This window comes from Methylobacterium sp. CM6246 (assembly GCF_054818005.1).
Window position 1 is genome coordinate 114,362 of sequence record NZ_JBTXKY010000001.1, and the last position, 13,166, is coordinate 127,527.

Here is a 13,166-nt window from a genome sequence, read left to right on the forward strand (position 1 = left end):
ACCGACGGCCATCGACCGCGACAGGTCCCCTCTCCCGCACAGGAGAGGGGGCCTGCGGCTCGACCGGATAGGCGTGGACCCGGTCCCCCACAGAGGGACCGGGAAGAACCGCGTTGGCCCTCATGTCCCGACCCATCACTCCGCCGGGACCGCGGCGACGTGGGGCATCGCCCGCGCCCGCGCCTTGGCCGGCACGCCGACGCGCATCCGGCGGTCGGTGAGGGACAGCACGCCGCCCAAGGCCATCACGACCGCGCCGAGCCAGATCATCAGCACCAGCGGCTTGTAGTAGAGGCGCAGGCCGACGCCGCCATCCTGGCCGATCTCGCCGAGGCTGGCGTAGACCTGACTCGCCCCGATGGTCAGCAGGCCGGATTCCGTCACCGACATCTTGCGGCTCGGGTAGAAGCGCTTGCCGGTCTCGACCCGGCCGACCTCGTCGCCCGAGCGGGTCCGGATCGTCAGGAAGGCCGCGGCCTCCTCGTAGTTCGGGCCGGCCCGGGGCGCGAGCCGGTCGAGGGTCGCCGTGTAGGGGCCGGCCGACAGGGTCTGGCCGGGCTTGAGCGTCGCCAGCCCTTCGGTGGCCCACCCCTGCGCGGCGATGCCGATCACAACCACGCCGACGCCGGCATGGGCGAGTGCCGTGCCCCAGGCCGAGCGCGGCAGGCCGATGGCTCGGCGCCCGATCTGGCCGAGGTCGCGCGTCCGGCTGGAGCCAAAGCCCCGGGCCCGGGAGACGATCTCCAGCGCCGAGCCGATCAGCAGGTAGGCGCCGAGCCCGATCCCGACCGGCGCCATCACGGGGCCGCCCCAGGTGAAAGCCAGGACCGCGAAGCCGACCACCAGGGCGACGGCGAGCGCCGCGAACAGGCGCTGCGAGGCCGCGAGCACGTCCCCGCGCTTCCAGGCGAGCGCCTGGCCGAAGGGCACGATCAGCAGGAGCGGAATCGCCAGGGGGATGAAGGTGGCGTTGAAGAAGGGCGGCCCGACCGTGATCTTCTCCCCGGTCAGCATCTCCAACAGGAGCGGATAGAGCGTCCCCACCAGCACCGTGGCGCAGGCGGCCACCAGGAACAGGTTGTTGAGGACGAGCGCCCCCTCCCGGGAGATCGGCGCGAACAGGCCGCCCTGTCGCAGCAGCGGCGCCCGCCACGCAAACAGCGTCAGCGAGCCGCCGATGAACAGGATCAGGATCGCCAGGATGAAGACGCCGCGGGTCGGGTCGGTGGCGAAGGAATGCACCGAGGTGATCACCCCGGAGCGGACCAGGAAGGTGCCGATCAGCGACAGCGAGAAGGTCAGGATGGCGAGCAGCACCGTCCAGACCTTCAGGGCGTCGCGCTTCTCCATCACCACGGTGGAGTGCAGCAGCGCCGTGCCGGCGATCCAGGGCATCAGGGAGGCGTTCTCCACCGGATCCCAGAACCACCAGCCGCCCCAGCCGAGCTCGTAATAGGCCCAGTAGGAGCCCATCGCGATGCCGAGCGTCAGGAACGACCAGGCGGCGAGCGTCCAGGGCCGCACGGCCCGCGCCCAGACCGCATCGATCCGCCCGTCGATCAGGGCGGCGACCGCGAAGGCGAAGCTGATCGAGAAACCGACATAGCCGACGTAGAGGAGCGGCGGGTGGATCGCCAACCCGACATCCTGCAGCAGCGGATTGAGGTCGTTGCCCTCGAGCGGCGCCGGGACCACGCGGCTGAACGGGTTCGAGGTCGTGATGATGAACAGCACGAACACGAAGGTGATCAGGCCCTGCACGCCGAGCGTGTTGGCCCGCAAGCGCGGCGGCACGGAATTCTTGGCCACGGCCACGCAGGCGCCGAACAGGGTCAGGATCAGGACCCAGAGGAGCATCGAGCCCTCGTGGTTCCCCCAGACGCCGGAGAACTTGTAGATCAGCGGCTTCTGCGTGTGCGAGTTCTCGACGACGTTCTGGACCGAGAAGTCCGAGGTGACGTGCGCCCAGGTCAGGGCCGCGAAGGCGAACAGCACGCACGCGAAGGCGCCCAGGGCCGCCTGCGAGGCGGCCTGGCGCAGGGCCGGGTCGCCCGAGCGCGCCGCCCAGACCGGCATCACCATCTGGACAAGGGAGATCGCCAGCGCGAGCGCGAGCGCGAAATGGCCGGTCTCGACGATCATCCGGTTTCCTTACCGCTCACTGCGGGGGCCGAGGGTCCCGCCGTTCGAGGCGGTGACGGGCTTCGGTGCGACCTTGGCGCCGCCCTTCTCGCCCCCCTCCTGCCAGCGCCCCTGTGCCTTCAGGGCGTCGGCGACCTCCCGGGGCATGTACGATTCGTCGTGCTTGGCCAGCACCGTGTCGGCCCGGAACCGGCCGCCCGGCTCCAGCATACCCTCGGCCACCACGCCTTGCCCCTCGCGGAACAGGTCGGGCAGCAGGCCCTTGTACTGGACCTCGACGGTGGCGTTGGTGTCGGTCACGGCGAAATCCACCGTCTGGTCGGGCCCGCGCCGGAGCGAGCCGTCCTTCACCAGGCCGCCGAGCCGCATCCGGGTCCCGGGGGCGATGCCCTGCTGGGCGATGTCGGTTGGCGAGCGGAAGAACACGATCGAGCCGCTCATGGCGAACAGGATCAGCCCCACGGCGAGCGCGAGCACGCTGCCGCAGGCAGTGATCAGGATCAGGCGGCGGCTCTTGCGCGTCACGATTCTTCCACCCCGGGATCCGACGGGCTTTGGCCCGAGCAGACCTAAACCGTTCTCATTCCAGACTTGAGGGTGTCGGCCCGGCGGCCGCGCCGGTCAAGGGCGTCGGGCAGGACCGATTGTCGTACGAACAGCCGCGTGGCGCCCCTCGGCGCCGTCAGGGATTGGATTTGGCGGTCAGATCGAGTTCCCGGGCGAGCCCGTCGAGCCGGCTCACCGCATCCGCGTTGGTGGCGAGCGCCATCCGGGCGCGGTCGAGGGCTTTGATCGCCTGATCGCGGTCGCCGAGTGCGCTGTAGGAGCGCACGAGCCGCAGCCACTCGTCGGGTGTGCCGCCCCGGGCCGCGAGACGCCGGTCGAGCCCGTCGACCATGCCGCGGATCGCGGCGTCGCGCTCGGCCGGCGACAGCGCCTGCATGGCGGCAGCCGCCGATTCGGCATCGGACCGCGGGGCGGGTCCGGCCATGGAACCGGTCATTGAACCGGAGGCCGCCGGAGCCGCCGGCTTGGTGGGATCGAGGCCGAGGATGCGGGCGCCCTCCTCCACCTGGGCGAGCCCCTGCGGATTGCCGGCCAGAGCCACCCGGGCACGGGCCAGGGCATCGATCGCCTGGTCGCGCTCGCCGAGCACCGCCCGGGAGCGGGTGAGCCGCAGCCATTCGTCCGGCGTGCCGCCGCCCGCCTTGAGCCGGGCGTCGAGCCCGTCGACCATGCCGCGGATCGCCGCCTGCTGCTCGGCCGGGATCTTCGGGGGCGCCGCAGGCGCGGCCGCCGGCGCCGCCTCGCCCTTGAGCCGGGCCAGGTTCTGCCGGACCAGCCCGAGCCAGGGCGCATCGGCGGGGCTGGCGGCCTCCAGGGCGGAGAGCTGGCGGATCGCCTCGGCGGTATCGCCGGCCTGCTCGGCCGCGCGCGCGAGATAGAAGCGGGGCTTCGGCGCGTTCTGGTCCCTGGCCTGGGCCTTCTCGAACAGGGCCTTGGCCTCGGGGGTGACGGTCCCCTCCCCGGCAGCCGCCAGGGCCTCGCCCCAATCGGACAGGACGTCGGCGGTCTCGCCCTTCAGCCGGGCGATGTTGGCGAAGGCGCGGGCCGCGTCGTCGAACCGGCCGGTCCGCATGTAGACCGGGGCGAGCACGGCCCAGCCCCGGGCGTCGTTCGGGTCGCGGGCGAGACGGGCCTCGATCTGGCCGACCGCCTTCATCAGGTCCTCGGTGCCGCCGCGGGCGGCCTGCCGGTCGGCGTCGGTCTGCGCCGGCAGTTCCGGCGAACCGTAGAGCCCGTAGGCGATCAGCGCGACCAGCGGAATCGTGGACAGCGCGAAGGCGGAGGCCGCCCGGCGCCGGCGCAGCCGCGGCTCGGCGGGACGCGCGGCCTCGTCCGCGCCGGCATCCTCGGCGTCGCGCCGCGCATCGCGGCTGGCCCGCAGGAGCCGCCGGGCAGCCTCGGCGCGGGCGGTCTCGGCCTCGTCCGGGGCGATCAGGCCGCGGTCCAGATCGCGGTCGATCTCGGCGATCTGGTCCTCGTAGAACGCGGTCTCGGTATCGACGCTGGAAATGCCGCCCTCACCCACCGGAACGGCCGTGCGCCGCGACATCGGCCAGAGCAGGCCGAGCACGGCCGCAGCGGTCATGCCCGCCAGGATGAACCAGATCGCCGTCATCAAAACTCGGAAACTCTGCCGTGGTCCAGTCGGGGAATGCGTAACGCAAGAGTCCGCTTGATGGACGAACCTCTTCGCCGCTGACATCTGTCGGCGCGGACCTTCGCTTGCGGGGCCGGTTCCGCAAAAGCAATAAAAAACCCCGCTCGTGCGGGGTCGACGAACACAAAGTCCGTGAACATCGCCGCGATCAGGGGCGCTTGCCGGTGCCTGGCCGCCGATCCGTCCGAAGGCGCTCAAGCTGCTTCAGCGCCCGGTCTCGGTCACGCGCCGTCGTCCCAGCGTCTCGGGAACGAACGCCGTCGAAGACACGATCGCTGACGTAGAGATCGTCGCCGCGCGGATCCCGCAGGCCGATAGCCATGGCATTCTCCTGGACGACCAGTATCCTCCACACCGGCTTCAGCCTGTCAACGCGCGGCTGAGAATCCAAAACCTTCGGTCCCAAGGATCAGATCCCGTCTCGATGACGGCATATCCTTCGTCTTCCAGCGTCCGCGTCAGGAAGAGATCCTTCCGGAGCGCTTTCTCCGGCGGGTTGCGGGACTTTGTGACGCGGTAGATCAGCCATGGCCGCACATGTGCAACGAGCGCTCTCAAGCTCGCGGCGACGATTGGCATGACGAAGGGCCGGCACGCGTCCGGCAGGTACGGTCGCGCGTACGTCCTGTCCTGCGTCTCGTAGGTGGGCGTGTCGTCGGCGAGGCTGACGACCAGGATCGTGAAGGAGAATTCGTGAAACCGTGTGAGCTTGCGGCGCCACAGGACCGCTTGCGTGTCTGTCAGACGGGACTCCACCTGGACCAGCCTGTTAGTCACAGCGCAATAGGCCACCGGCACGAGAACAACGTGGGACGCGGCGTCCTCAGCTTCGACGCTCAATAAGGCCGGCACCCCGGAGATCACGGACACGAACGCCAAGATCTGATTCCGCAGCGGGACCGGCGAGGCAACCTTTGCAGCGATGACACTGCGGATGAGCGGCAGCGTCAACACACCGCCCGTCGCCGCCACGCACGCACCATCAATGGTTGGCCGGCCCGACCGGCGCGTCGCCCGGGACTTCCAGGACCGCCCGCAGGCCGCCGAGGGCCGCCTGCTCCAGGGTGAAGCGTCCCCGGTACAGGGCGGCCAGATCCGCCACGATGGACAGGCCGAGGCCCGAGCCGGGCTTCGACTCGTCGAGGCGCCGGCCCCGCCCGAGCACGGCCTGGCGCGCCTCCGGGGGCAGCCCGGGGCCGTCATCCTCGATGGCGATCAGGAGATGGGGATAATCGTTCCGGGCCACCGCCTCGGCGCGGATCGCGACCCGGCCGTGAGCCCATTTCGAGGCGTTGTCGACGAGGTTGCCGACCATCTCCTCGAAATCCTGGCGCTCGCCCCGGAAGCGCAGGCCCGGGGGCACGTGGACGTCGTAGGCGATGTCCTTGTCTCGGTAGATCTTCCCGAAGGTCCGCACGAGGCCGGCCAGCGCGGGCTCGACCTCCGTGGAGGTGCCGAGCGTGCCGGCCAGAGCGGCGGCACGGGCCCGGTCGAGGTGATAGTTCACCTGGTCGCGCATCACGGCGGCCTGCTCGCGGATCTTCTGCGACAGCTCCTCGGGGGCGTCCGAGGCGCCGACCTCGTTGACGATGATCGAGAGCGGCGTCTTCAGCGCGTGGGCGAGGTTGCCGACCTGGGTGCGGGCGCGCTCCAGGATCTCGCGGTTGGTCTCGATCAGGAGGTTCACCTCGCCGGTGAGCGGGGCGATGTCGCGCGGGTAGGTACCGGTGATGCGGTCGGCCTCGCCGCGGCGGACGGCGCCGAGCGCGGCACGCATCTTCTTCAGGGGCGCCAGGCCGAACCGGATCTGAAGCAGCGTGGTGATCGCCAGCGACAGGCCGAGCAGCCCGAACGTGATCGTCAGCGAATTGCGGAATCGGTCGACGTCGTTGACGATCTCGTCCGCCGGGCCGGCGACACGCACCGTGTAGCGACCCTCCTCGCCGAGATCGACGTCGCGCTCCATGATCCGCAGCAGGCGGCCGTCCTGGCCCTTGCCGTAGCCCTGGCGGATCTGCCCGACCCCGACCTTGCCGTCGGCATCGGTGGCGGGCCCCAGCGGCACGCCGACGAGCGAGCGCGAGGTGCGCAGGTCCCGGGGCTTCGCGTCCGGCTTGCCAACCTGCCAGTACCAGCCGGACAGGGGCAGATCGAAGCGCGGATCGCCGAGCGAGAAGGTCCGGCTCTCGGGATCGTTGGGCGAGACCAAGTCGGTGGCGAGGTTGTTGGTGAAGACCAGGAGCCGGCTGTCGAAGGCACGCTCGGTGGTCTCCCGGTAGAGGGTCGTGAGGATCCAGGCCGCGATCAGCAGGATCGCCGAACTCGACAGGAACGCCGACACGGCCAGCCGCACCGCGATCGAACGGCGGCGCAGGGAGAAGAGGCCGATCAGGGTTTTCATCGGGACAACCGCACTCACACCGGCGTCACCGCATCGTAATACACCGCGCCCCGCATCAGCGGCCGCGCGGTGCGGAAGAACGAGCCGCGCTCCGCACGCCAACCGTCCGCATCCCGCGAAACGGTGGCGTCGGCAGTGAGGATGCCCGACGGCATGCCGACGCGCAGGGCGCCATCCCCGGTGGCGCGCGCGGCCTCGTGGACCAGGCTGCCCTCGATCCGGGCGGCCACCGCGAGGCACAGGGTGGCGGTGAGCGGCAGGGCCTGGTGCGGCACCCCGTTCGAGATCACCCGGGCGGTCAGGTCGATATCGTCGGCGTTGATCGCCGCCCCGGACAGGCTGGACGCATCCAGCGGCGGCGCGACCAGGCCCACGAACGGCACGTGGACGATCCGGGCTGCGGCGTCGAGATCCGGCGCGATGCCCATCGCCACCGAGGCGGCCAGGCGGATCCGCGCCAGCCGGTCGAGGAGGCCGGGCACGGCTTCCAGCGCGGCGGGCAATTCGCGGCCGGCGAGCCCGAGATCGGCCGCACGGACGAACACGCAGGCGTTGGCCGCGTCCACCAGCGAGACCTCGACCCGGCCGAGGCCCGGCACGTCGAGCGGCTGCCGGACCGAGCCGGTCGGGAGCAGCCGCCCGGTGGTGGCGCCGCCCGGATCGACGAAATCGAGGCGGATCGGCGCGCCCGTGCCGGTGACGCCGGGGATTGCAAGGTCGCCGCGGTAGACGGTCCGCCCGTCCCGGACCGCGAAGCCGGCCTCGATCCGCTTGGCGGTGTTGGTGTTGTAGATCCGTAACCGTACCGGGCCGTCGGCGGGCTGCACGAGGCCCTCGTCCACCGCGAAGGGGCCCACCGCAGAGAGCATGTTGCCGCAATTGCCGGACAGGTCGATCCGCCCGTCGCGGACCACCACCTGCACGAAGGTGTAGTCGATGTCGGCATCCGGCCGGCGCGACGGCTCAACGACGCAGATCTTCGAGACCGAGGAGACGCCCCCGCCCATGCCGTTGAGCTGGCGGCCGAACGGGTCGGGGCTGTCCATCGCGGACAGGAAGGCCGGCTCCCAGGCGGCGAGGTCGCCCGGCACGTCCCGGCGATGCAGCATCAGCGCCTTGCTGGTGCCGCCGCGCATGAACACGGCCGGCAGCGTGCCGGGCGCCGGCACCGCGGTCACACCCGCGCCGGCGGCTGGTTCGGATCCACCAGGTAGCCCAGCCCGCGCACGGTCTGGATCAGGTCCACGGCGAGCTTCTTGCGCAGCCGCCCGACGAACACCTCGATGGTGTTCGAATCCCGGTCGAAATCCTGGTCGTAGAGATGCTCGGTCAGCTCGGCCCGGGAGACCACCCGTCCGGTATGATGCATCAGGTACGAGAGCAGCCGGTATTCGTGGCTGGTGAGCTTCACCTGGGCGCCGTCCACGAACACCTTGCCGGAGCGGGTATCGAGGGTGACCGGCCCGCAGGCGATCTGGCTGGAGGCGTGGCCCGCCGCCCGGCGCAGGAGCGCCCGGACCCGGGCCATCAGCTCCTCCATGTGGAACGGCTTGGTCACGTAGTCGTCGGCGCCGGCATCGAAGCCGTCGACCTTGTCGGACCAGCGGTCCCGGGCGGTGAGGATGATCACCGGGGTCTTCACCCCGGCCCGGCGCCACTTCTGCAGCACCGAGACGCCGTCGGCCTTGGGCAGGCCCATGTCGAGGATGATCGCGTCGTAGGGCTCGCTCTCCCCGAGATAGCCGCCCTCCTCGCCGTCATAGGCCTTGTCGGCGACGTAGCCGGCCTCCTCCAGCGCCGCGACCACCTGCCGGTTGATGTCCCGGTCATCCTCCACGACGAGCAGTCGCACGGCTCACTCCATTCCACTGCGGGTGTGAAGCCCGGTCAGTATTGGCCCGCGACCTTGCCGGTGCGGGCATCCACGATCACGTGCACGAAATGCCCGTCCCGGCGCAAGGCGGTCAGCATGTAGACGAGGCCGTCGGCGTGACGACAGAGGCTCGCGCGCTGGATCTCGGCCCGGGGGATCACCGTGCGGGCCGCCCGGATCGCCGCCACCGGGGCGATCACCCGCCGCTCGCCGACCTCCTCGCGCATGTCGGCCGGCGACAGGCAGGACTCGATCCGCAGGGGCGTCGGGTCCGCCACCTGGGACGTCTGCGAGGCCGGTCCGTCATCGGCCATGGAGCCGAGGCCGCTGGCGGCGAGGGCCGCGGCGGTCAGGCTGATGGCAACGAGGGCGATGGCGTAGCGCATTGCCAGGAGATTTGCGCCGAGGGCACTGAATGCGCCCTGAATACGTAGCTGTAGCGGCCCCGACGCGAGTTCTGACTGGCGCCTGCAACGGTAAGATGTGAGCTGTTTCGTTGTGGATGCCATCGTGCCGGCACTACGGCCGACGGGCTTTTCGGGTTCCACCGCCGAGGTCGCGCCGCACAGGCGATTGCGCACGCCGCGGTGCCCGATCCGGCGCCCTCGCCGCCGGAGTGGTGACCGGTTCGGCGTCAGCGCGCGCTTCGAACCGAGGATTGAGAGCCGTCCCGGCATACCGCCGGCACCGACGCGGCAGCCTGCGCGGCCAGGGCGGCGTCGATCGGCCAGGGCCGGGCCCCGAGCCGCGCACCCAGCTGGAGTGTGACGGCGATCACCGCCGCCCCCGACAGGGTCAGCCAGACGCGGTCGAGGATCCGGTCCCGGTGCAAGCTCATCGCGAACCTCCCGTGATCAGCAACCAGAACGCCCGCAGGGCCGGCATGCGCTCGACCAGCCAGGCGATCTGGTCCGAGAACCAGTGCGCGGCCGCCGCCGTGGTGACAAAGGTGAACAGGGCCGCATGCTTGAGGCGCCGGACGTAGCGGCGCAGCACCCGCCGCTCGACATGCGCGTCCACGAGTTCGTCCAGGACCGCCAGGCGCGGCGCGGTCTGGCGGGCGACGTAGGCCTGCCAGAAGGGCGGGAACCGGATCGTCCGCGCCCGACCACCGGGACCGGGCGCGTCCTCGGGGGAATGGTGGCCCGCGTTCATGGCTTCCTCCCCGGAACCTCTCCGGCCCCGCACGATGCCGCGCGCGGGCCACGTCATGTCCCCGCCCCCCATCCGGGACAGGGGTCCGACCCGCGTGCGGAGACGTGTGAGGTCGGCGAACGCCGTCAGGCCCGATGCACCGCGTCCCCCTCCCTCAGCGCCCGCAGCGCCGGCGCCAGGACGTTGCCGGCGCTGGCCTGCGGGTCGAGCGGCAGGGCCCGGAAGATCCGGGCGGCGACGCCTTCGGCACCGCCCGCGCTCCGGACGACATGGGCCGGCGCAGTCGCCACGACGTGCCGGACGCCGGCCGCCACCACCGCGGAGCCGAGATCGACGCTCACGGTCCGGCCCCTTGCGGCACCGGCCACCGCGTTCTGTCCGTACGCGGCCCCGGCCCGGATCGCGGCCTCGACCCGCTCCCGGGTCAGGAGCGAGGCCGCCCAGGGCGCGACCCGGGCGATCCCGGCCGTGACGGCCGCCGCGGCGATCGGCACCAGCACGGCAGAGACCGGCTGCAGCAGCCCGACCAGCCAGTCGCCCCAGGGAATCGCCACGCCGCCCGCCTGGGCAGAGGCCAGAGCCGGGGCGACCAGGGCCGAGGTGAGCAGGGCGACAAACGGGATCGCGGCGCCGGCCAGCGCCAGCCCGGCCCGGAAGAGGTGCGTCATGATCGATCTCCGGAGTTGAGCGCGCGGCGGACCCGGCCGGCTCGGGATTCGGGTTTGCGCGGCGAGACGGCGCCCGCGCGCAGGGCCAAGAGCGCCCGGCGGGCCCAGGCCAGCCGGCTCGCCAGCGCGATCACGCCTGGCCGCTCGAAGTGCCGGCACACGCTCTCGGTGGCGGCCTCCAGGGTCGGAGCCTGCCGCAGGGCGGCGAGCGCCGCCGCCTCGGTGGTGCGCAGTTCCGTGCAGAGGTAGCCGTACTGGGCCTCGGGGGCGGCCGGATCGAGCGCGTGCGCCCGGCACCAGGCCTCCATGGCCACGCGCCGGGGGCCGGTCCATTGCGCCAGGCCCCAGCCGCCCCGGGACCCGGCCACCGCCGGGGCGACCTCCTGGAGCCGGCGGAAACCGCCGCTCTCGTGGCCGAGATTGCCCAGCAGCCCGGCGGCCTGCAGGTCGGTGAGGCCGAGATCGCGCATCAGGCGCGGCCCCAGGCTCCGGCAGCCGGCCGCGAAGGCGTCGCCCGGCCCACGGGCCGGACCAGTGGTTGCGGACATCGGGGTTCTCCGGGCATGAATCCGCGCGATGCCGACGGGGGACGCGGGCAGGGGACAAGGGACAGGAGACGCTTGGGCCACGTGGGACACGGACAGGACCGGCCGCTGGTGTTCATCGGCGATTCGATCACCGCGGGCTGGGGCGAGGCCCGGGCCGAGACGTTCGCGCGGCACGGCTTCGCGGCGCGCGGCATTCCGGGACAGACGAGCGGTGAGATCCGCGCCCGCTTTCGCCGCGACGCGGCCGGTGCCCGGGGCGTCCACCTGCTGTGCGGGGTCAACGACATCGCCGAGATCGGCGGCCCGGTCTCGGACGGGGCGATCCGCGACAACATCGCCGCCATGGCGCGGCTGGCCTTCGAGGCCGGGCTGCCGCTGTGGATCGGTACCGTGATGCCGAGCGATTTCTGGGGATGGCGCCCCGAGCTCAGGCCCGTGGCGCGCATCCACGCCCTGAACCGCTGGATCCGGGCCCATTGCGCCGCCAGCGCCGCCGCGCTCATCGACTATCACACGCCGCTCGCCACCCCGTCGGGCGCGCTGCGGCCGGACTTCACCGCGGACGGCATCCACCTCAACGGAGCGGGCTACGCAGCGATCGAACCGGCGATGCTGACGGCCCTGGCGCCGGGGGCCGACCGGTGAGGCGGGGCTGACGGACCCACGGGCCTGTCGCGACGGCGACGGCTCCGCTCTCACGCCCCACCGACGTTCCCATTCCGGCTTGCGTCGGACGCGCAGACGATGTCGAAGCGGCAGTGATGGGGGGGCTCGGCGAGAGCCACGCGTCCGGAACCGCCCTCAAGACCCCAGGGCCAGCCAATACGTCGCGCCATTCCCGGCGCCGGTCACCGCGCCGCCGGTGTCGCGGCGGTTGCGGAGCGTGAACCCGGTGGCCGACACGTCGCTGACCTGGCTGGCGTAGAGCGTCCCGGCATCCCGGGCGACCGGCTGGGCCCAGACCCCCAGGCATGCGCTCGGAAAGGCGGGGCTGAACGCGACGGAGAGATCCGCGTCCGCGCCGGTCGCAAGACCCCAGTGCAGGACGAGGCCGTTGGCGAGCCGGGCGTAGCCGTTCGGAGCGAGCGCCTGGGTGCCCAGCGCCAGCGGCGTCCCGTCGGCGCGCTTGTAATGGCGCACGCGCCAGCGGCCGGCACCGTCCGAGGCGGCCAGGCAGGTGTCGTCGGCGGCCGTGACGATGTCGGCCCGGGTCGGCAGGGCGAGCTGCTCGGGATCGTGGACCAGGGTCGCGGCGCCGGCGAAGCGCACGAGCCACTCCCGGTCGGCGCCGGTGCCGAAGCGGGTGATCCGGGCCGTTCCGGTGACCAGGACCCGCCGGGTGCCGGCACCGCCGAGATCCGTGGTCGCCGCCGCGGCCAGCACGGTCTCGGTGGAGGCGAAATCGATCCCGCCCTTCGCCGCGGAAGCGGTGAGTGCGGTGGCGAAGGCGGCCCCGTCGGGCGAGACCTTCAGCGAGAAGTCGTCGCCGCCCAGAAGGCCCAGCAGGGCGCGGGCGGAATACCCGGTCTGGAAGTTCAGGGCTGCGTCCCGGGAGGCGGCCTGCTTGTTGACCGAGATCCGCATGTCGCCGGAGCCCGGCGTCGCGTCGTCCCAGGTGAGCAGGGCCGCGTCCGCCTTGACCGCGAGGCGGTTGGTGGCATCCGCCCCGGTGTTGATGCCGAGCCGGCTCACGCTCTGGATCGCGGTCAGCGTCCGGCGGAAGCTGCCCCAGGCGCTGCCGTCGAACACGTAGAGGTCGGCCTCGTCGATCAGGTAGGCGAACCAGCCGGCCCGGGGCACCGCGCCGACCCAGACGCCGTCGGCGTAGCGCACGACCTGGCCGGCGAGCCCGGCCCAGGCGCCCCCCGGGTTCGAGGCGACCACGAGGTAGCGGTCGCCGTCGGCGGGGTTCTTGGGCGGCGCGGTGAGGTCCTTGTCCAGGCAGGCGAGCTGGACCAGGGCGTCGAGGAGGCCGAGCGCCTCGTTGTGGGTGACGTGCTTCTGGGCCTGGCTCGCCGCGATCAGCGGCAGGCCGAGGCGGGGCGTGGTGTCGGACATCGGGGGCTCCTCGATCGGATACTCTGTCCGTGACCAGCGGCGCAGCCGTCGCCGGCGGATGACGCGCCCCCCGCCCCGGACGCCTGGAACGGCGGTG

14 protein-coding genes are annotated in these 13,166 nt (G+C 72.1%); 1 reads left to right on the forward strand and 13 read right to left on the reverse strand.

Annotated features, from left to right (window positions below; translation table 11 throughout):
* Nucleotides 1-135: 135 nt before the first annotated feature.
* The 12 genes from ACYQPG_RS00565 to ACYQPG_RS00620 all read right to left on the reverse strand — a co-directional run bounded on the left by ACYQPG_RS00565 (nt 136) and on the right by ACYQPG_RS00620 (nt 11,011).
* Entirely contained in the window at nt 136-2,142 is a 2,007-nt protein-coding gene (locus ACYQPG_RS00565) for a heme lyase CcmF/NrfE family subunit (RefSeq protein WP_147908023.1), read from the reverse strand.
* 9 nt (nt 2,143-2,151) lie between these two features.
* Nucleotides 2,152-2,667, reverse strand: a complete 516-nt coding sequence (ccmE, locus tag ACYQPG_RS00570; RefSeq protein WP_461229973.1) for a cytochrome c maturation protein CcmE — start codon at nt 2,665-2,667, stop codon at nt 2,152-2,154.
* Nucleotides 2,668-2,824: 157 nt separating this feature from the next.
* Nucleotides 2,825-4,324, reverse strand: a complete 1,500-nt coding sequence (gene ccmI, locus ACYQPG_RS00575) for a c-type cytochrome biogenesis protein CcmI (protein WP_147940199.1) — start codon at nt 4,322-4,324, stop codon at nt 2,825-2,827.
* Between the two features lie 402 nt (nt 4,325-4,726).
* Nucleotides 4,727-5,338: a hypothetical protein gene (locus ACYQPG_RS00580; RefSeq protein ID WP_461229974.1), complete on the reverse strand. Its 612-nt coding sequence runs from the start codon at nt 5,336-5,338 to the stop codon at nt 4,727-4,729.
* 10 nt (nt 5,339-5,348) lie between these two features.
* Nucleotides 5,349-6,767, reverse strand: a complete 1,419-nt coding sequence (locus ACYQPG_RS00585; protein ID WP_147908027.1) for a sensor histidine kinase — start codon at nt 6,765-6,767, stop codon at nt 5,349-5,351.
* Between the two features lie 14 nt (nt 6,768-6,781).
* On the reverse strand, nt 6,782-7,945 hold the full coding sequence (locus ACYQPG_RS00590) for a PrpF domain-containing protein (RefSeq protein ID WP_461229975.1): 1,164 nt from the start codon (nt 7,943-7,945) through the stop codon (nt 6,782-6,784).
* Entirely contained in the window at nt 7,942-8,619 is a 678-nt protein-coding gene (locus ACYQPG_RS00595; protein WP_007565778.1) for a response regulator transcription factor, read from the reverse strand. The genes ACYQPG_RS00590 and ACYQPG_RS00595 overlap by 4 nt, the downstream gene beginning before the upstream one ends.
* Nucleotides 8,620-8,654: 35 nt before the next feature.
* Nucleotides 8,655-9,026 (reverse strand): PepSY domain-containing protein, encoded by a 372-nt coding sequence (locus tag ACYQPG_RS00600; RefSeq protein WP_147908029.1) that lies wholly within the window; start codon nt 9,024-9,026, stop codon nt 8,655-8,657.
* Nucleotides 9,027-9,274: 248 nt separating this feature from the next.
* Complete coding sequence (locus tag ACYQPG_RS00605) at nt 9,275-9,478, reverse strand: hypothetical protein (RefSeq protein WP_147908030.1); 204 nt, start codon at nt 9,476-9,478, stop codon at nt 9,275-9,277.
* Nucleotides 9,475-9,795 carry a hypothetical protein gene (locus ACYQPG_RS00610; RefSeq protein ID WP_147908031.1) on the reverse strand — a complete coding sequence of 107 codons (321 nt, stop codon included), beginning with the start codon at nt 9,793-9,795 and terminating at the stop codon, nt 9,475-9,477. Before ACYQPG_RS00610 ends, ACYQPG_RS00605 begins: the two co-directional genes overlap by 4 nt.
* 125 nt (nt 9,796-9,920) lie before the next feature.
* Nucleotides 9,921-10,463 (reverse strand): hypothetical protein, encoded by a 543-nt coding sequence (locus ACYQPG_RS00615; protein ID WP_147940196.1) that lies wholly within the window; start codon nt 10,461-10,463, stop codon nt 9,921-9,923.
* Nucleotides 10,460-11,011, reverse strand: coding sequence for a phage tail tip lysozyme (locus ACYQPG_RS00620; protein WP_461229976.1), 552 nt, complete (start codon nt 11,009-11,011; stop codon nt 10,460-10,462). Before ACYQPG_RS00620 ends, ACYQPG_RS00615 begins: the two co-directional genes overlap by 4 nt.
* A gap of 81 nt (nt 11,012-11,092) precedes the next feature.
* Between ACYQPG_RS00620 and ACYQPG_RS00625 the strand changes: the two genes are divergently transcribed.
* A complete protein-coding gene (locus ACYQPG_RS00625) occupies nt 11,093-11,656 on the forward strand; it encodes a GDSL-type esterase/lipase family protein (protein WP_419830889.1) in 564 nt (187 codons plus the stop codon).
* A gap of 156 nt (nt 11,657-11,812) precedes the next feature.
* On the opposite strand, the gene ACYQPG_RS00630 is transcribed toward ACYQPG_RS00625, so the two are convergent.
* A complete protein-coding gene (locus ACYQPG_RS00630; protein WP_461229977.1) occupies nt 11,813-13,069 on the reverse strand; it encodes a DUF2793 domain-containing protein in 1,257 nt (418 codons plus the stop codon).
* Nucleotides 13,070-13,166: the final 97 nt, after the last annotated feature.